Origin of the sequence: Nocardioides sp. zg-1230, assembly GCF_013155335.1 — a bacterium.
In the GTDB taxonomy this organism is placed as follows: domain Bacteria; phylum Actinomycetota; class Actinomycetes; order Propionibacteriales; family Nocardioidaceae; genus Nocardioides.
On record NZ_JABJQZ010000001.1, the window covers coordinates 344,500 to 362,803 of the forward strand.

At 71.7% G+C, this 18,304-nt stretch carries 17 protein-coding genes; 10 read left to right on the forward strand and 7 right to left on the reverse strand.

The annotated features are described in order from the left end of the window. Positions 1 to 33: 33 nt before the first annotated feature. Positions 34 to 1,398, reverse strand: coding sequence for an MFS transporter (locus tag HOO61_RS01665; protein WP_172256324.1), 1,365 nt, complete (start codon positions 1,396 to 1,398; stop codon positions 34 to 36). A gap of 96 nt (positions 1,399 to 1,494) precedes the next feature. Here HOO61_RS01665 and HOO61_RS01670 point away from each other — a divergent pair, with 96 nt between their 5' ends. The 4 genes from HOO61_RS01670 to HOO61_RS01685 all read left to right on the forward strand — a co-directional run bounded on the left by HOO61_RS01670 (position 1,495) and on the right by HOO61_RS01685 (position 5,796). Next, the gene (locus tag HOO61_RS01670) at positions 1,495 to 2,001 is read left to right on the forward strand and encodes a DUF1707 domain-containing protein (protein ID WP_216658513.1); all 507 of its coding nucleotides are present in this window, start codon (positions 1,495 to 1,497) and stop codon (positions 1,999 to 2,001) included. Between the two features lie 42 nt (positions 2,002 to 2,043). Next, positions 2,044 to 3,219 (forward strand): acyl-CoA dehydrogenase family protein, encoded by a 1,176-nt coding sequence (locus HOO61_RS01675; protein WP_172256326.1) that lies wholly within the window; start codon positions 2,044 to 2,046, stop codon positions 3,217 to 3,219. A gap of 57 nt (positions 3,220 to 3,276) precedes the next feature. Beyond that, complete coding sequence (locus tag HOO61_RS01680; RefSeq protein WP_172256328.1) at positions 3,277 to 3,801, forward strand: type 1 glutamine amidotransferase domain-containing protein; 525 nt, start codon at positions 3,277 to 3,279, stop codon at positions 3,799 to 3,801. A gap of 87 nt (positions 3,802 to 3,888) precedes the next feature. Beyond that, a complete protein-coding gene (locus HOO61_RS01685; RefSeq protein ID WP_172256330.1) occupies positions 3,889 to 5,796 on the forward strand; it encodes an adenylyl cyclase in 1,908 nt (635 codons plus the stop codon). Here the strand turns inward: HOO61_RS01685 and HOO61_RS01690 are convergent. Then, entirely contained in the window at positions 5,781 to 6,473 is a 693-nt protein-coding gene (locus HOO61_RS01690) for a dihydrofolate reductase family protein (protein ID WP_367649982.1), read from the reverse strand. The two genes, HOO61_RS01685 and HOO61_RS01690, sit on opposite strands and share 16 nt — an antisense overlap. Before the next feature lie 31 nt (positions 6,474 to 6,504). Here HOO61_RS01690 and HOO61_RS01695 point away from each other — a divergent pair, with 31 nt between their 5' ends. Further along, on the forward strand, positions 6,505 to 7,407 hold the full coding sequence (locus HOO61_RS01695; RefSeq protein WP_172256334.1) for a dihydropteroate synthase: 903 nt from the start codon (positions 6,505 to 6,507) through the stop codon (positions 7,405 to 7,407). A gap of 48 nt (positions 7,408 to 7,455) precedes the next feature. Here HOO61_RS01695 and HOO61_RS01700 read toward each other — a convergent pair whose 3' ends face one another. The 3 genes from HOO61_RS01700 to galE form a co-directional block, all read right to left on the reverse strand. Beyond that, complete coding sequence (locus tag HOO61_RS01700) at positions 7,456 to 8,328, reverse strand: hypothetical protein (RefSeq protein WP_172256336.1); 873 nt, start codon at positions 8,326 to 8,328, stop codon at positions 7,456 to 7,458. Between the two features lie 131 nt (positions 8,329 to 8,459). Then, positions 8,460 to 9,245 carry an N-acetylmuramoyl-L-alanine amidase gene (locus HOO61_RS01705; RefSeq protein ID WP_172256338.1) on the reverse strand — a complete coding sequence of 262 codons (786 nt, stop codon included), beginning with the start codon at positions 9,243 to 9,245 and terminating at the stop codon, positions 8,460 to 8,462. Beyond that, on the reverse strand, positions 9,245 to 10,258 hold the full coding sequence (gene galE / locus HOO61_RS01710; protein WP_172256340.1) for a UDP-glucose 4-epimerase GalE: 1,014 nt from the start codon (positions 10,256 to 10,258) through the stop codon (positions 9,245 to 9,247). The genes HOO61_RS01705 and galE overlap by 1 nt, the downstream gene beginning before the upstream one ends. Positions 10,259 to 10,300: 42 nt before the next feature. Between galE and gmd the strand changes: the two genes are divergently transcribed. Together gmd and HOO61_RS01720 are read left to right on the forward strand one after the other, a co-directional pair. Beyond that, the gene (gene gmd / locus HOO61_RS01715; protein ID WP_172256342.1) at positions 10,301 to 11,281 is read left to right on the forward strand and encodes a GDP-mannose 4,6-dehydratase; all 981 of its coding nucleotides are present in this window, start codon (positions 10,301 to 10,303) and stop codon (positions 11,279 to 11,281) included. Next, entirely contained in the window at positions 11,278 to 12,234 is a 957-nt protein-coding gene (locus HOO61_RS01720; RefSeq protein WP_367649983.1) for a GDP-mannose 4,6-dehydratase, read from the forward strand. Before gmd ends, HOO61_RS01720 begins: the two co-directional genes overlap by 4 nt. 200 nt (positions 12,235 to 12,434) lie before the next feature. Here the strand turns inward: HOO61_RS01720 and HOO61_RS01725 are convergent, their stop codons facing one another. After that, positions 12,435 to 12,947, reverse strand: a complete 513-nt coding sequence (locus HOO61_RS01725) for a hypothetical protein (protein ID WP_172256344.1) — start codon at positions 12,945 to 12,947, stop codon at positions 12,435 to 12,437. Positions 12,948 to 12,955: 8 nt separating this feature from the next. Beyond that, the gene (gene rfbA / locus HOO61_RS01730; RefSeq protein ID WP_172256346.1) at positions 12,956 to 13,822 is read right to left on the reverse strand and encodes a glucose-1-phosphate thymidylyltransferase RfbA; all 867 of its coding nucleotides are present in this window, start codon (positions 13,820 to 13,822) and stop codon (positions 12,956 to 12,958) included. Positions 13,823 to 13,886: 64 nt separating this feature from the next. Between rfbA and HOO61_RS01735 the strand changes: the two genes are divergently transcribed. From HOO61_RS01735 to HOO61_RS01745, 3 genes are read left to right on the forward strand one after another with little or no spacing between them, the layout of a single operon-like run. Continuing rightward, positions 13,887 to 15,770 carry a DUF4012 domain-containing protein gene (locus tag HOO61_RS01735; protein WP_172256348.1) on the forward strand — a complete coding sequence of 628 codons (1,884 nt, stop codon included), beginning with the start codon at positions 13,887 to 13,889 and terminating at the stop codon, positions 15,768 to 15,770. 10 nt (positions 15,771 to 15,780) lie between these two features. Then, the gene (gene rfbB, locus HOO61_RS01740; protein ID WP_172256350.1) at positions 15,781 to 16,779 is read left to right on the forward strand and encodes a dTDP-glucose 4,6-dehydratase; all 999 of its coding nucleotides are present in this window, start codon (positions 15,781 to 15,783) and stop codon (positions 16,777 to 16,779) included. Further along, positions 16,776 to 18,182: a sugar nucleotide-binding protein gene (locus HOO61_RS01745; protein WP_172256353.1), complete on the forward strand. Its 1,407-nt coding sequence runs from the start codon at positions 16,776 to 16,778 to the stop codon at positions 18,180 to 18,182. Before rfbB ends, HOO61_RS01745 begins: the two co-directional genes overlap by 4 nt. Positions 18,183 to 18,304: the final 122 nt, after the last annotated feature.

An 18,304-nucleotide genomic window follows, 5' to 3' on the forward strand; every position in this document is an offset into this window, starting at 1 on the left:
ACGGCGCCATACCACTTTGGTAGCGGTTGGGGGTCAGTCCACGGCCGGGTCGGCGACCGGTTCCGGCCGCAACGTCGGGGCCAGCACGACGAGCCCCAGGAGCGGGAGCACGGCGAGGACGAGCAGCGCGACGGGCATGCCCAGTGGCCCGCTGATCCCGGCCACGATGGCCGAGCCGACGCTGCCGCCGATGAGGAAGAGCAGCGTCGAGACACCCATCGCCACACCGCGTACGTCGTCGTGCACCGCGTCGCCGACGACCGCGCTGAGGGCCGGCTGGCCGAGGCCGAAGGCGAAGGTCACCAGGATGATGCCGACCACCAGGACGGTCGCGCTCGACCAGAGGGCGCCGACGGTGGCGACGAGCAGAGCGGCGGACGCGACGAGGCCGGCGACCGCCAGGGACCGCCCCGGGCCGAGGCGGGTGAGCATCGGCCCGGCGACCTGCGGCACCAGCAGGGCCACGGCCGCGCTCGGCACCATCGCCAGGCCCACCTGCCACGCCTGCCAGCCCTCGGCCAGCAGCACCGCCGGCAGCGCGATGAGCATCGCGAACCACGCCGCCGGCACGGCCGACGCGGCGACGGCGCTGCGCACGACGGTGGCGTTGCGGATGACCTCGACGGGCAGGAAGCCGTCGGGGCGACGGCGTACGTTCGCGCGCACCGCCGGGACGCCGAGCACGAGCAGGGTCGCGCCGATCGCGGCGACCAGCAGCCCCGCCGACGGGGACTGCACGAGCAGCACCATGCCCGCAGCGGTGAGGGCGACCACGATCGCGCCGACGACGTCGAGGCGGGCGCCGCTGCCGCCGGTGGGCAGGGCACGCCACAGCAGGGGTACGACGAGGGCGCCGAGGATGGGCAGCGCCATCACGGCGCGCCACCCCCACGCCGCCTCGACCAGGCCGCCGATCAGCGGACCCAGGCAGCTCACCGCGGCGGCGACGCCGGCGAGGCGGCCGAACGCGAGGCCACGGACCTCGCCGGAGTACTTGGCGGACAGGATGGTGACGCCGAGCGTCGGCACGGCGGCGGCACCCGCGCCCTGCACCATGCGCGCGCCGAGCAGCACCTCGAACGTCGGCGCGAGGGCAGCCACCAGGGCCCCGACCGACATCAGCACGAGGCCCGCGAGCAGCGGTGCGCGGACACCGACCAGGTCGGAGATCCGCCCGTAGAGCGCCGTGGTCACGGCCAGCATGAGGACGTAGAGGCTGATCGCCCACGCGGCGATGCCGGCGCTCACCCCGAGGTCCTCACCGAGCAGGGCCAGCGCGACGGCGGCGCTCGAGGAGCCCATGCCCGCCAGGCCGAACAGCAGCCCGAGCAGCATCGAGACCCGTCGCGAGTCGTCCGGGGCGTCGGTGCGGCCGGTGGCCGGGCTCGGTGTGGTCATCGACGTGGGACAACACCGGGCGCCCCTGCCACATTCCCCCCACAGATGCGCCGAAGACGGCCGCACGGCCCCCGACGGCGCCGTACCCTGACGCCCATGACCATGCCGTACGACGCCTCGACGGGACCGGTCGACCCCGGACCGACCGAGGCCTACCTGCGGTGGCGGCACCTCCAGGAGCAGGCCGACGCCGAGCGCGACGCGCTGCTCGTCTCCGACGCGGAGCGCGACCAGGTCTGTCGGCGTCTGGCCGCGGCCTTCAGCGAGGGTCGGATCACCTCCCCCGAGCTCGACGAGCGCACCTCGCGTGCCCTCGCGGCACGCACCTACGGCGACCTCGAGGACGTGATGGTCGGCCTGGAGCCGCCCGCCGCGACGACGTACCACCCGGTGGCACCCGCCGCCGGCCTGCCTGCGCGCAGCGTGCTCCCGCGGCTCGTGTTCTGGGTCGTCGGGCTGTTCACCTCGCCCTTCCTCCTCGGTGGCGGGGCGATGGTCCTCTTCAGCGACGAGCTCAGCACGACGATCTTCGGGCTGGTCATGCTGACGCTGTTCCTGCCGGGTCTCATCGCCCTCTACCGGTGGGCCCACCCGCGCACCTGACCGATCGGTCAGTTCGTCGGCGTCGCGGGTAGCCTGCGACCCATGACAGCCCGCCGCCAGCTGCCCACCGACGAGGCCCGCGACCTGCTCGCCCTCACCCGTGAGATCTGCACCAAGGAGCTCGCGCCGCGGTCGGCGGAGGCGGAGGCCACGGAGACCTTCCCGCGCGACGTCTTCCGCATGCTCGGTCAGGCCGGCCTGCTCTCACTGCCCTACCCGGAGGAGCACGGCGGCGGCGACCAGCCCTACGAGGTCTACCTCCAAGTGCTCGAGGAGATCGGCGCCGTGTGGTCCTCCGTCGGCGTCGGGGTGTCCGTGCACGCGCTGTCCTGCTTCGGGCTCGCCTACTTCGGCACCGACGAGCAGCGCGCCGAGTGGCTGCCCGACATGCTCGGCGGCGACCTGCTCGGCGCCTACTGCCTCTCCGAGCCGCACGCCGGCTCCGACCCCGCCGCGATGCGTACGACCGCGAAGCGCGACGGCGACTCCTACGTCCTCAACGGCGCCAAGGCCTGGACGACCCACGGCGGCCACGCCGACTTCTACAAGGTGATGGCCCGCACGTCCGACGACGCTGGTGCTTCTCGAGGGGCGGGCATCTCCTGCTTCCTCGTGCCGGCCGACACCGAGGGCCTCACCGCCGACCCGCCGGAGCGCAAGATGGGCCTCACCGGCTCCACCACCGCGACCATGCGCTTCGACAGCGTCCGGGTGCCGGTCGAGCGCCGCCTCGGCGCCGAGGGCGAGGGCCTGCGCATCGCGCTCGCCGGACTCGACTCCGGCCGCCTCGGCATCGCCGCCGTCGCCGTCGGCCTCGCCCAGGGCGCCCTCGACGCCGCGGTGGCGTACGCCCGCGAGCGCGAGACCTTCGGCACCCGGATCATCGACCACCAGGGCCTGGCCTTCGTGCTCGCCGACATGGAGGCCGCCATCGTCTCGGCCCGCGCGACGATGCTGCACGCCGCACGCCTGCGCGACGCCGGGCTGCCCTTCTCCCGCGAGGCGTCGGTCGCCAAGCTCGTCGCCACCGACAACGCCATGAAGGTCACCACCGACGCGGTCCAGGTCCTCGGTGGCTACGGCTACACCCGCGACTTCCCCGTCGAGCGCTACATGCGCGAGGCCAAGGTGATGCAGATCTTCGAGGGCACCAACCAGATCCAGCGCATGGTCATCTCCCGCTCGCTCGCCAAGGACAACTCCGGCGCCATCGGGTAAGCCGCTTCACCCCTCGGTGTGTTGTCCGCCCACGGGGTGCGAGCAACCGTGAGGAGCATGTCCAAGCGCATCGCATTCCTGACCGCATCCGAAGGCATCGAGGAGGTCGAGCTCACCCAGCCGTGGCAGGCCGCCGTCGACGCCGGCCACACCGCCGAGCTCCTCTCCACCGACGAGGGCGAGGTGCAGCTCTTCCAGCACCTCGACAAGTCCAGCACCCAGCGCGTCGACCGCCGGGTGTCCGACGTGGCCGTCGCCGACTACGACGCCCTCGTCCTGCCTGGTGGCGTCGCCAACCCCGACGCGCTCCGCATGGACCAGGAGGCTGTCGCCTTCATCCGCGACTTCGTCGACTCCGGCAAGCCCGTCGCCGCCATCTGCCACGCCCCCTGGACCCTCGTCGAGGCCGACCGCGTCACGGGCAAGCGCCTCGCGAGCTGGCCGAGCCTGCAGACCGACATCCGCAACGGCGGGGGCGAGTGGGTCGACGAGGAGGTCGTCGTCGACGGCAACCTGATCACCAGCCGCAACCCCGACGACATCCCCGCCTTCAACAAGGCGCTGCTCGACGCGCTGGGCTGACCAAGGACCGACACGAGGTGTGGCGGGCGTCACGCCGATGGTGCACAGTGGTGTGGAAGCGCTCTCACACCCCCGGAAGGTTGCCCCATGCCCCCACGCCCGCCCCACCGTCGTACGCCGCTGCGCGCGGCCCTCACCGCCCTCGCACTCGCCCTCGCCGGCCTGTCGCCGCTCACGGTGGCGCCCGGCACCGCGGCCGCCCCGCCCCCGGCACCTCCGGCTGCCGCCGCGCCCGACCTCGGCGATCGGGTCGTCGTCTTCGACCCGTCGATGCCGGTGGCGCAGATCCGTGAGCGCGCCGACGCCATCTGGGAGCAGCAGGTCGACGCCGAGATGTCGGAGGAGCGCTGGAGCCTCCTCTTCCTGCCCGGCACATACGGCACCGCGGAGGAGCCGCTGCAGATCAAGGTGGGCTACTACACCGAGGTCGCCGGCCTGGGTGCGAGCCCGTCCGACACGGTCATCAACGGCAAGGTCGAGGTCTACAACCGCTGCCTGACCGACGCGCCCACCCAGCCCTACTGCGTGGCGCTCAACAACTTCTGGCGCTCGATGTCCAACCTGACCATCCAGGTCAACGGCCTCGGCCAGGACGGTTGCCGCGCGTCGGCCAACTTCTGGGCCACCTCGCAGGCCGCCTCGTTGCGTCGCGTCGACGTCCGCGGCGGCAACCTGTCGCTGATGGACTACTGCACCGCGGGCCCGCAGTTCGCCTCCGGCGGCTACCTCGGTGACTCCCGGGCCGGCACGATCATCAACGGCTCGCAGCAGCAGTGGATCACCCGCAACTCCGAGGTCGGCGAGTGGACCAACGGCGTGTGGAACCAGGTCTTCGCCGGCACCGTCGGCGCCCCCTCCGAGGCCGGCTTCCCGACCCCGCCCTACACCACCCTCGACCGCACCCCGGTCAGCCGGGAGAAGCCCTACCTCCACCTCGGCGCCACCGGGGCCTGGCAGGTCCGCGTGCCCGACGCGCAGACCAGCTCGCGCGGCATCAGCTGGGCCGACGGCCCGACAGCCGGTCGCGACCTCCCGCTGTCGGCCTTCCACGTCGCCACGCCCGACCAGCCGGCGAGCGTGCTGGCCAAGGCGCTCGACCGCGGCAAGCACCTGCTGCTCACCCCCGGCGTGTACGACGTCGACCGCAGCCTGGTGATCCGCCGTGACGACACCGTCGTCCTCGGCCTGGGGCACGCCACCCTGACGGCCGTCGGCGGCGCGACCCCGGTCGTCGTACGCCACCAGGCCGAGGGCGTCGTCCTCGCCGGCATCACCGTCGACGCCGGCACCGAGCTCTCGCCCAACCTGATCCACCTCCAGGGCCAGCCCGGCAACAAGCAGAAGCCGCGCACCACCACGCCCAGCACCACCCTCAACGACGTCTACGTCCGCGTCGGCGGTCCCCACATCGGCAAGGCCGACACCTCGCTGCGCATCGACGCCGACGACGTGCTGATCGACCACGCGTGGATCTGGCGCGCCGACCACGGAGTCGAGGGCTTCACCGCCGGCGTCGCGGGCGACACCGACCGGTGGAACACCAACATCGGCCGCCAGGGCGTCGTCGTCGACGGCGACCGCGTCAGCGCGACGGGCCTGTTCGTCGAGCACTACCAGGAGTTCAACACCGTCTGGAACGGCGAGGACGGCCACGTCGTGCTCTACCAGAACGAGCTCCCCTACGACCCGCCCTCGCAGGCCGACTGGACCCGTCCCGACGGGACCCTCGGCTGGTCGGGCTACAAGGTCGGTGACGACGTGACCAGCCACCAGCTCTTCGGCGGCGGCGTCTACGTCTACAACCGCAACGACCCCTCGATCACCACCGAGAACGGCTTCGAGGTGCCCGAGCGGGCCGGGGTGCGCCTGCACCACGTCATGACGGTCAACCTCGACGCCGGCAGCATCGAGCACGTCGTCAACGGCGTCGGCGCGCGCGTCGACAGCTCGGCACCGGGCGTGCCCAGCTACGTGGTGGACTACCCGGCTCCCTGAGCCTCCACCAGCCAGCGCCCCAGCAGCGTCCCGTCCTGCTCCAGCAGCAGGGCGGGACGCAGCGCGACGTCGACCTCGGCACCGGTGGCGATGCGTACGGCGTCGCCACCGGTCAGGGTCGGCACGATCGTCCAGCAGAGCTCGTCGACGACGCCCGCGGCCAGCATGTCGGCGAAGAGCGACGGACCGCCCTCGCACAGCTGCTCGGTCCACCCCCGCTCGACCAGCGCGGCCTTGAGCGCGGCGAGGTCGATCTGCTCCTCGCCGAGCACCAGCACGTTGTCCTCGCCCAGCTTCTCGCGCGCCTGCGCGAGGCCGTCGGAGCTCGCGACGGTCGCCATCAGCACCCGGCCGGGCGGCGCCTCGGCCAGCGTCGGCGGGACGTCGGCGGAGCGGCTCACCACGACGATCGGCACCCGCGGGACGTCGTACTCCTCCTCGCGGATCGTGCCCGCGCCGACCACCAGGCAGTGCGCGCGCCGCCTCAGCGCGTCGAACACCCGCTTGTCGGCGTCGTTGTTGATGGTGCCGCTCAGCCCGTCCGAACCGGTCGCCGCGCCGTCGACGGTGCTGACGAAGTTGACCCGCAGCCACGGCTCGCGCTCCGGCGTGTAGGCCGCCGCGAGCTCGTCGTCGGAGAGGTCGGCGAGGCGCTTCAGCTCGAGGGGTTCGCTCACGGTCTTCATCTTGCCGTCTACCCTTTCGGGCGTGATCACCCTGGCGGATCTGGCGGCCCTGCAGGCCGAGCACGGCGCGGCGTGGGACAGCCCCGTCACGCCGGTCGTCCTCGACGGCCCGCGTGGACCGGTGTCGATCGGCGACGGCCCGGTGACCCTCATGGGCTGCATCAACCTCTCCCGCGACTCGACCTACCGCGAGAGCGTCGCCACCAGTCCCGCCGACGCCGTCCGCATGGGTCGCATCCAGGCCGCCCAGGGCGCCGCGCTGATCGATCTGGGCGCCGAGTCGAGCAACGCCCGGGCGGCGCGCGTGACGGTCTCCGACCAGGTCGCCACCCTCGTGCCCGCGGTCAAGGAGCTCGCTTCGGAGGCGATCGTCTCCGTCGAGACCTACGAGCCGGAGGTCGTGCGCGCCTGCCTCGACGCCGGCGCCCGCGTGCTCAACATGACCGGACGCCAGCACGAGGACGAGATGCTCACGCTCGCCGCGGAGTACGACGCCGCTGTCGTCATGTGCTTCGGCACCACCGCCAACGTCCGCGAGATCGCCGACGTCCCTCCCGACACCGACCCGATGCCGGTGCTGCTCGACCACTTCGCGCCACGGCTCGAGCACGCCCGCTCGCTGGGTGTCGACAAGGTGGTCGTCGACCCCGGGATGGGCTTCTTCTACGGGAACCTCGTCGACCCGATGACCCGCGCCCGCCACCAGGCCCGGGTGCTGGCGCAGACCTTCCGCCTGCGGCCGCTCGGCGCGCCCGTCTGCAACGTGCTGCCCCACACCTACGACCTCTTCGGCGACGAGTTCCGCAAGGCCGAGGGCTTCTACGGCGTCCTCGCCGCCCTCGGGGGCTCCCACCTGCTCCGGATCCACGAGGTCGCCCACCTCCGCGTCGTGCTCCGGGCGATGGGTGAGCTCGACGTCCGCTGACGCCGACACCATGCAGGCAGTTCAGGTCCGGTCGCGGGCTCCCCACGCTCAGGCGACGAGGCCGTGGCGCCCAACTGCCTGCATGGTGCGCCACCGGACGACGTCCTCGATCGCCGCGCGGACCTCGTCGGGCCGGAACATCACGTCGGCCCAGGTGAACCTCAGCACCACCAGCCCGAGCCGAGCGGACTTCGTGTAGCGGTCAACGTCGCGTTGGAGGCCCGCCTTGGTCCAGTGGTGCTCCAGCGACTCCGCCTCCATCACCATCCCCAGCCGGCGCTCGAGCAGGTCGACGAAACCCACCCCCGGGACGTGCCCCTGCGGGACGACGTCGAGGCCCGGCACCGAGGAGGCGATCACGTAGAGGCAGGTCTCGAAGGGATTGGCCCGCAGGTGGGACGCCTCCGACGCGACCCGCAGGGCCTTGGCGCGTCCGGTCCGCGGGCTGCGCGCGGCCGCGATCAGGAGATCGTCGCGGTCGATGATGCCCTCCCGCAGGGCGGAGTCGGCCACGCACAGCGCCACGTCAAAGTCGTACACCCGCGCACAGTCGATGACCGTGCGCGTGCGGGAGGTGACGTTGCGCCTCAGCTCGCGCTCGGACAGGTCGGCCCAGTGCAGCTCGTAGGAACCGCGCGGCTTGCGGGAAGTCCGGCGCAGCGTGACGCAGGGGCGCAACGGGTCGTGCTTCAGCTTCCAGCCGAACTCCTGGGCAGCGCTCAGGTGGGACGCGGTGCCGCCGGTCCGGGCGACGGCGCGCAGGGTGCCCTCGAGGTCGGCGAGGCAGTACCTGTTGTGGCGGGGCTTGTGGATCCGTCCGTCGGCGAGGGCAACCGCGAGCTGCGACCGGCTCGTGAGCCCGAGCAGCTCCCGGAAGGTGCCCACACCCCCGAGCTCGCGAAGCGCCACGACCGGGTCCATCCCTCGACCCTGACACCGATCACCGGTCGGCTGCTCGCCTCATCCACAGGCACCATGCAGGCAGTTCGAGGCTCCAGCGGCATCAGCCACGCTCAGCCGGGCGCTGCCGCGGCCGAACTGCCTGCATGGTGTCAGCCGAGGAAGCGTCGCACCCCCGAGACGAGCCCCCGCGCGTAGCGGGCCCGGCCGGCGGGCGAGGTCATCACCCGGGCCTCGGCGGCGCTGCGCATGTTGCCGAGCTCGACCATCACGGTGGGGACGTCGGAGAGGTTGAGCGTCGCGAGGTCGGAGCGTACGTCGATCCCGTCCCCGCCGGCGGTGTACGTCGCGACGCCGAAGCGGTGGTCCAGCAGGCCGCCCTTCACCGAGCTGGCCAGCCGGCGCGAGGGCCGGTGGATGTCGGCGGTCCACGGCGCCCGGTCGGGCGGGGTGATGACGTGGAAGCCGCGCGCGCCGGCGGCGTACGACCCGTCGGCGTGGACCGACAGCTTGAGGTCGGCGCCGATGCTGTTGCCCGCCCGGCCTCGTACGTCGACGCACGGGCCCCAGCGGTCCTGGCGGTTGCTGTGCCGGGTCAGGCGCACGGTCGCGCCGAGCCCGCGGAGCCGGGTGGCGACCAGCCGCGAGACCTGCCAGACGAAGGTCGCCTCCGGGTAGCCACCGTCGGTCGCGGTGCCGGTGGTGTTGCACGGCTTGGTGAAGCCCCCGGCGGGCACCGGGCGGTTGATGCGGCGGGGGAAGTGGCGGTTGCCGAGCTGGTGGCCCGGGTCGACGACGACCACTCGACCGGCCAGCGGCGCCGATATCTGAGGACGTGCTGGTCGTGGATCGGTCGCGTCGGCGACCGCCACGTCCTCAGATATCGCGGGCAGGGCGGCGACGACCACCAGGAGGGCGACCGCGGCCCGGCGGAGCATCAGCCGGCGAAGCCGTGGGGGTTCTGCGACTGCCAGCGCCAGGTGTCGGCGGCCATCTCGTCGACCGAGCGCTTCGTGCTCCAGCCGAGCTCGCGGTTGGCCTTGGACGGGTCGGCGTAGGACGTGGCGATGTCGCCAGGGCGCCGGGCCACCACCTCGTAGGGAAGCTCGCGACCGACGGCCTTCTCGAACGCGTGGAGCATCTCCAACACGCTGGTGCCGTGGCCGGAGCCGAGGTTCCAGGTGTGGACCGCCTCGTCGGTGTCCTCGAGGGCCTTCAGCGCGGCGATGTGGCCGGCGGCGAGGTCCTCGACGTGGATGTAGTCGCGCACGCCGGTGCCGTCGACGGTGTCGTAGTCGTCGCCGAAGACCATCAGCTTGTCGCGCTTGCCGACCGCGACCTGGGCGATGTAGGGGACCAGGTTGTTGGGGATGCCCGAGGGGTCCTCGCCGATCGTTCCGGACGGGTGCGCGCCGACGGGGTTGAAGTAGCGCAGCAGCGCGAAGCGCATCTGGGGCGCGGCCACGGCCACGTCGCGCAGAATCTGCTCCTGCATCACCTTGGTCCAGCCGTAGGGGTTGGTGGCGTAGGTGCGGCGGTCCTCGGTCGCGGCGGCCTGGTCCTCGCCGTAGACAGTTGCGCTGGAGGAGAAGACCAGCTTGTCGACGTCGTACTTCTGCATCGCCCGGACGAGCGAGAAGGTGGAGACGAGGTTGTTCTCGTAATACTCCAGCGGCTTCTCGACGCTCTCGCCGACGGCCTTGTGGCCGGCGAAGTGGATGACCCCGTCGAAGTGCTCGGCCGCGAAGAGGTGCTCGGTCTTGTCGTAGTCGCACAGGTCGAAGGAGTGCAGCGTGATCTGCTCGCCGGTCAGCGCCTCGAGCCGCCCCATCACCGTCGGGTTGGAGTTGCTGAAGTTGTCGACGATGACGACGTCGTAACCGGCGGCGATGAGCTGGACGACGGTGTGCGAGCCGATGTAGCCGGCGCCTCCGCTGACGAGGATCTTCATGCGGCCCACCCTACTGAGAGCCGTCCTGACAGAATGCGTCGCATGCCCAGCGCTCTCATCACCGGAATCACCGGCCAGGACGGCCTCTACCTCGCCGAGCTGCTGCTCGAGAAGGGGTACGACGTCCACGGACTGATCCGCGGCCAGAACAACCCCCGCCGGGAGCTGGTCTCCAAGGTCGTGCCGGACGTCCAGCTGCACAACGGCGACCTGACGGACCTGTCGAGCCTGATGCGGGCGATGCGCGACTCGCAGCCCGACGAGGTCTACAACCTCGGCGCGATCTCGTTCGTGGCCTACTCCTGGGAGAACGCCTTCGTCACCAGCGACGTCACGGGCATGGGCGTGCTCAACATGCTCGAGGCCGTACGCCTCCACGCCGGCGACGACCCGTCCTCGATCCGCTTCTACCAGGCCTCGAGCTCGGAGATGTTCGGCAAGGTGCAGGAGGTCCCGCAGTCGGAGAGCACCCTGCTGTGGCCCCGCTCGCCCTACGGCGTGAGCAAGGTCTACGGCCACTACATGACGATCAACTACCGCGAGTCCTACGGCATGCACGCCTCCTCGGGCATCCTGTTCAACCACGAGTCGCCGCGCCGCGGGCCGGAGTTCGTGACCCGCAAGATCAGCCAGGCCGTCGCCCGGATCCACCTCGGCCAGCAGGACTCGATGGCGCTCGGCAACCTCGACGCCCGCCGCGACTGGGGCTACGCCGGCGACTACGTCGAGGCGATGTGGCGGATGCTCCAGCAGGACGAGGCCGACGACTACGTCATCGCCACCGGCGAGACCTGGTCGATCCGCGACTTCCTCGACCTCGCCTTCACGCACGTCGGCATCGACGACTGGACCAAGCACGTCACGCAGGACCCGCGCTTCATGCGCCCGGCCGAAGTCGAGCTGCTCATCGGTGACGCCAGCAAGGCCAAGGACAAGCTCGGCTGGACGCCCACCGTCTCCTTCGCCGAGCTCGTCGCGATGATGGTCGACGCCGACATCGAGGCCGCCAAGGCGGGCTGGTGACCGCAGCCGCCTTCATCACCGGCATCGGCGGCCAGGACGGCACCTACCTCGCCGAGCGGCTGGTCGCCGACGGCCTGGAGGTCCACGCGCTGGTCCTCGAGGCCGACGGCCACCCGGCCCACTGCCCGGAGGAGGTCGTGCTCCACGCCGGCGACCTCGGCGACGTCGAGGCCACCCGGCGGCTGGTGCGCGAGATCGCGCCGCGCGAGATCTACAACCTCGCCGCGATCAGCTCGGTCGCGCAGTCGTGGGACGAGCCCGACCGCACCGCCCACGTCAACGGGCTCGCGGCGGTCGCGCTGATGGAGTCGGCGCGCGCGGTGGACGGCGTACGACTCGTGCAGGCCTCGAGCGCAGAGATCTTCGGCGAGGCGTCGGAGTCGCCGCAGGACGAGCAGACCCCGATCGCGCCGGTCAACCCGTACGGCGCCGCGAAGGCCTTCGCGCACCTGTCCGCCCGCGTCTTCCGCCAGCGCGACCTGCACGTGTCGAGCGCGATCCTCTACAACCACGAGTCGCCGCGCCGCCACCCGCGCTTCGTCACCCGCAAGATCACCTCGACGGTCGCCGCCATCGCGCGCGGCGAGGCCGACGAGCTGGTCCTCGGCAACATCGACGTACGCCGCGACTGGGGCTGGGCCCCCGACTACGTCGACGCGATGGTGCGGGCGGCCCGCGCGGACGAGCCGGGCGACTACGTCGTCGCCACCGGCACCGCCCACTCCGTGCGCGACTTCGTGGCCGCCGCCTTCGCGGCCGCCGGCATCGACGACTGGGAGCACCTGGTGCGGCAGGACGCCGCGTTCTTCCGCCCGGCCGACCCGACCGAGCTGGTCGGCGACGCGAGCCGGGCGCGCGAGGAGCTGGGCTGGGCGCCGACCGTCGAGTTCGCCGAGATCGTGCGGCGGATGGTCGCCACCGACCTGGACGCCCCCCGAGTCGGCGCGTCCTAACGCTCAGACACCGTCGAGGGGGGGGGGGCCGGACACCCGGAGAGGCCCCCCCACACCCCACACACGGACGGGTGGGGCCGGTGCTCCAAAACTAAAATACCCGTTGTTTGGGGTCAATCATTACTTCTGTTTCCCCCTACTCGACACGATCTCGGCGTCAGGATGCGCCGACTCGACAAACAGAGGGAGCTGACGTCAGCTCAGTCGAGGGAGATGTCCTCGGAGATGTCCCGCTCGACCGGCTCGGAGTCCGTCGGCACCTCGACCTCGCCCTCCTGGTCGAGGGTGAGCACCAGCTCGCGCTCGCCGAGCTTCGTCCACCCGATGGTGGTGCGGAAGTCGTCGCGCTCGAGCTGCGCCCACGGATCGGAGGCGTCGAGGCCGTCGGAGGTGCGGGTCCACCCGGCGTCCTCGAGCGCTGCCGCGGCCCGGTCGACCTGCTCGCCCTCGGCGCCCTCGCCGACCACGACGGCCGAGGCCCGGTAGTCCTCGGCGCGGTAGGTCGACATGCCTTCGCTCTCGACGCGCCCCTGCGCACGCTCGACGGAGAGCCCGCCGCCGGTCAGGGCGCCGGCCATGTCGCGGAGCTCGGCGTCCACGTCGTCCTTCATCGCGGCCAGGTCCGCGGCGGCCTGCTCGGAGTCCGGTTCACCGCACGACCCGATCCCCGCGGTGAGCACGACCGAGATCGCGAGAGCGAGCAGCAGCCGCATCCGAAGGGTCAGCCGTGCTGGAGCAGCCCGAGCAGGTACTCGCCGTACCCGCTCTTGCGCAGCGGCTCGGCGCGGGCGACGAGCTCGTCGTCGGAGAGCCAGCCCATCCGCCACGCGACCTCCTCCGGCGCACCGACCTTGAAGCCCTGCCGGCCCTCGATGGTGCGCACGAAGTTGGAGGCGTCGTTGAGGGAGTCGAAGGTGCCGGTGTCGAGCCAGGCGGTGCCGCGCGGCAGCACCTCGACGTGGAGGCGCCCCTCCTCGAGGTAGCGGCGGTTGAGGTCGGTGATCTCGAGCTCGCCGCGCGCGGACGGCTCGAGCTCGGCGGCGTACTGCACCACGTCGTTGTCGTAGAAGTAGAGCCCCGGCACGGCGAAGTCGCTCTTGGGGTTCTCCGGCTTCTCCTCCAGCGACAGCGCGCGGCCCTGCTCGTCGAACTCGACGACGCCGTACGCCCGCGGGTCGGCGACGTGGTAGCCGAAGACGGCCGCCCCGTCGAGCTCGGAGAACCGCAGCAGCTGGTGGCCGAGGCCGGAGCCGTAGAAGATGTTGTCGCCCAGCACCAGGGCCGAGCGCTCGTCGCCGATGTGGTCGGCGCCGATGATGAAGGCCTGCGCCAGCCCGTCGGGCGAGGGCTGCACCGCGAAGGTCAGGTTGATGCCGAACTGCGAGCCGTCGCCGAGCAGCCGGTGGAAGCCGTCCGCCTCGTGGGGTGTCGTGATGATCAGGACGTCCCGGATCCCCGCCAGCATGAGCGTGGAGAGCGGGTAGTAGATCATCGGCTTGTCATAGACCGGCACCAGCTGCTTGCTGATCCCCTGGGTGATCGGGTGCAGTCGCGAGCCGGTGCCACCGGCCAGGATGATTCCACGCATGGGTGAACCCTAGGGCGCGTCCGCGATTCCCGTGGCCTCCCGCCCCTTTGGCACCATGTCCGGCATGTCGTCCTCCCGTCGCGCCGACAAGCGACGGCTGGTCCGGCCGGCCACCGTGATCGGCGGCCTGCTCCTGCTGGTGGTGGTCCTGGCCCTGCTGGCCATCCCCTTCCTCTCGGCCCCCGGGCACGCCGAGGAGGCGCGCGCCGAGCTGACCGCCGCGAAGGACGCCCTGGACGCCGGTGACACCGAGGCAGCGGTCGCTGCCGTCGAGCGGGCCCGCAAGGAGACCGACGACCTGCAAGGCGCGGTGCAGGGCATCGGTGGCGACGTGTGGAGCTGGGTGCCGGTCGCCGGCGGCCCGGTGCGCGACGTACGACGCCTCGGCAACGCGCTCGACCAGCTCGTCGCCGTGGCGGAGACCGGCGTACGCATCCTGCCGCAGGTGCGCGGCGAGGAGTCGACGCTCGTCGACGACGGCAACGTCGACATCGAGGTGCTGGAGTCGGTGATCGACGACCTGCGCGACGTGTCGACGCGCCTCGCCGACGCGCAGGCCGAGCTCGGCGACGTGGCCGACTTGCGCCCCGTCGTAGGCGACCGGCTCGCCGAGGCGCGCGACCAGGCGCAGGGCGAGGTCGACCCGCTGGCCGACGGGCTCGAGTCGATCGACCCGCTGCTCGACCACCTGCCGGTCGTGCTCGGGCGCGACGCGAGCCGGCAGTACCTCGTGGCCCTGCTCAACCCCGCCGAGATGCTCTTCTCCGGCGGCACCCCGCAGACCTTCGTGCCCGTCGACCTCGACCGGGGCCGGCTGTCGATGGGCGAGACCGTCGACCTGTCGACCGCGCCCGGCACCCGACAGCCGCGCTACTGGCGCAAGGTCAAGGGCAACCCGCTCCACCGCGGCCAGATGAAGCCGGCGCTGGCCACCATGGCCCCCGACTGGGAGGTCTCCGGCAACGAGCTCGCCAACGCCTGGCGCAGCCTGCGCGGACGCCGCCTCGCGGGTGTCGTGGTCATCGACGTGGTCGCGCTGTCACAGCTGCTGGACGTGACCGGCCCGCTGGAGGTGCCGACCCTCGGCACGCTGACGGGCGACAACATGGTCGACAAGCTGATCGGCAGCTACGACGACTACCCCGACCCCGCAGCCCGCAAGGCCGTCAACCGCGCCCTCGCCCCCGTCTTCGTCGACCGGCTCCTCTCCGGCAACGACCCCGTCGGCACCGGCCGCGTGCTCGGCCAGGCCGCCGACGAGCGACGCTTCGCCATGTTCTTCCGCAACCCCGACGAGCAGGCCGTCTTCGACGACCTCGGGCTCACCGGCCGGCTGTCCGACACCGAGCATGACTACATCGGCGTCTTCACCCAGAACAAGGTGCCCAGCAAGTCCGACTACTGGCAGCGCCGCACGGTCAGCACCGCCGTCGCGGTCCGCGAGGACGGCAGCGCCCGCGTCCGGATGGAGGTGGAGGTCCACAACGACTCCCCGCCCTACCTGCAGCCGGTGCCCGACCCGCGCCAGGGATACTTCACCCGCTGGAACACGCTGAGCATCGCGCCGTTCCTGCCAACCGGCGCCACGTTCGAGTCGGTCGAGGTCGACGGCGAGCCGCTGCAGACCTCGCCGCGCAACTTCTTCGGCCGCTACTTCATCCGCCCCGAGGTGGTGTTCGCGCCGCAGGCCCGCCACACCCTCGCGGTGACGTACGACGTCCCTGCCGCCGCGGTGCGCGACGGCGACGGGCTCGCCTACCGGCTCGCGCTCGACCCGCAGGGCATGGTCGACCCGCAGGACGTCCGGGTGCGGGTCAGCTTCCCGCGCGGGTACGCCGTCGACGACGCGCTGCCCGACGGCTGGTCGGCCCGCGACGGACGCGTGGCGACGTACGTCACCGACGCGCTCGAGACCGTCGAGTCGTTCGAGGTCCGCGCCCACCCCTAGACTCCGCGCCATGGAACGCCTTCTCGTGACCGGGGGCGCGGGGTTCATCGGGTCGAACTTCGTGCACCACCTCGTCGACCACACCGACCTGAAGATCACGGTGCTCGACAAGCTGACCTACGCCTCCTCGAAGGAGTCGCTGGCGGGGCTGCCCGAGGACCGGGTGCAGCTGGTGGTCGGCGACATCGCCGACGAGGACGTCGTCGACCCGCTGGTCGCGGCGCACGACGCGGTCGTCCACTACGCGGCCGAGTCGCACAACGACAACTCGCTCAACGACCCGAGCCCGTTCATCAAGACCAACATCCTCGGCACCTACCAGATCCTCGAGGCGGTGCGGAAGCACGACAAGCGCCTGCACCACGTCTCGACCGACGAGGTCTACGGCGACCTCGAGCTCGACGACCCCAAGCGCTTCACCGAGGACACCCCCTACAACCCGTCCTCCCCCTACTCCGCCTCCAAGGCCGGCTCCGACCACCTGGTCCGCGCCTGGGTGCGCAGCTTCGGCGTCCGCGCGACGGTCTCCAACTGCTCCAACAACTACGGGCCCTGGCAGCACATCGAGAAGTTCATCCCGCGCCAGATCACCAACGTCATCGACGGCGTGCGCCCCAAGCTCTACGGCTCGGGCGAGAACGTCCGCGACTGGATCCACGCCGACGACCACTCCTCGGCCGTGCTGACGATCCTGGAGAAGGGCCGCATCGGCGAGACCTACCTCATCGGCGCCGACGGCGAGAAGAACAACCTCGAGGTCGTCCGCCTGATCCTCACCCTGATGGGCAAGGACGCCGACGACTTCGACCACGTCAACGACCGCGCCGGCCACGACCTGCGCTACGCCATTGAGTCGGGCAAGCTGCGCCAGGAGCTCGGCTGGCAGCCGCAGTTCCAGGACTTCGAGGCCGGCCTGGCCAACACCATCGAGTGGTACCAGGCCCACGAGGACTGGTGGCGCCCGCACAAGGACGCGACCGAGGCGAAGTACGCGGAGAAGGGGCAGTGAGCTCCGCTCTCCCCTCGCTCGAGACGACCCCGATCCCCGGCCTCGTCGTCGTACGCCTCGACCGGCGCGACGACGCCCGCGGGTTCTTCAAGGAGAACTGGCAGCGCGAGAAGATGCTCGCAATCGGGCTGCCCGACTTCGGGCCGGTGCAGAACAACGTCTCCTACAACGCCGACAAGGGCGTGACGCGCGGCATCCACACCGAGCCGTGGGACAAGTTCGTCTCCCTGGCCACCGGCCGGATCTTCGGCGCCTGGGTCGACATGCGCCAGGGCGACAGCTTCGGCGCGACGTTCACCCTCGAGATGGACACCTCGGTCGCCGTCTTCGTGCCGGCCGGCGTCGGCAACAGCTACCAGGTCCTCGAGGACGCGACGGCCTACACCTACCTCGTCAACGCGCACTGGCGCCCCGGCATCGCCTACCCCGCGCTCGCCCTCGACGACGCGACGGTTGCGATCGACTGGCCGATCCCGCTGTCCGAGGCGATCATCAGCGAGAAAGACCAGAACAACCCCGGCCTCGACCCCTCCACCGCGATCCCCGGCAAGAAGACGCTCGTGCTCGGCGGCGGCGGCCAGCTCGGCCTCGCCCTCGCAGCCGCCTTCCCGGGCAGCGAGGCCGTCACCCGCGCGGAGCTCGACGTCACCGACGCGGAGGCCGTGGCGGCCTGGCCGTGGCACGAGTACGCCGTCGTGCTCAACGCCGCGGCCTACACCGCCGTCGACGCCGCGGAGACGCCCGAGGGGCGCGTCGCGGCCTGGGCAGCCAACGCCACCGGCCCCGCCACCCTGGCCGGCCTCGCCCGCGAGCACGGCTTCACCCTCGTGCACTACTCCTCGGACTACGTCTACGACGGCACCGCGCCCCTCGACCCCGGCCACACCGAGGACGAGCCGCTGTCCCCGCTCGGCGTCTACGCGCAGACCAAGGCCGCCGGCGACGTCGCCGTGTCGCTCGCCCCGCGCCACTACGTCCTGCGCACGTCGTGGGTCATCGGCGAGGGCAAGAACTTCGTCCGCACCATGCAGGCGCTCGCCGAGAAGGGCGTCTCGCCCAGCGTGGTCGACGACCAGGTCGGCCGGCTGACGTTCACCGACGAGCTGGTCCGGGCCACCCGCCACCTCCTCGACACCGACGCCGCCTTCGGCACCTACCACGTGTCCAACGGCGGCCCGGCGATGTCGTGGCGCGAGATCGCCCAGGCGGTCTTCGAGCGCTCCGGCCGCAGCGCCGACGACGTCTCCGGCACGACCACGTCGGCGTACGCCGAGGGGGTGCTGGCCCAGGGCAACCCCTTCGCCCCCCGCCCGCTCAACTCCGCGATGTCGCTCGCCAAGCTCCGCGCCACCGGGTTCGAGCCCGAGGACGCGATGGCCGCCCTCGACCGCTACCTCGCCTGACGTCCCGGGCGACGGCCCCGGGCTCGACCACCCTCGTCGCGCGAGTTGAGTTGACGTCAATTCAGCTACCCGGGCGCCGGGCACGGACATCGACCGAAGTTGAATTGACGTCAGTTCAGATC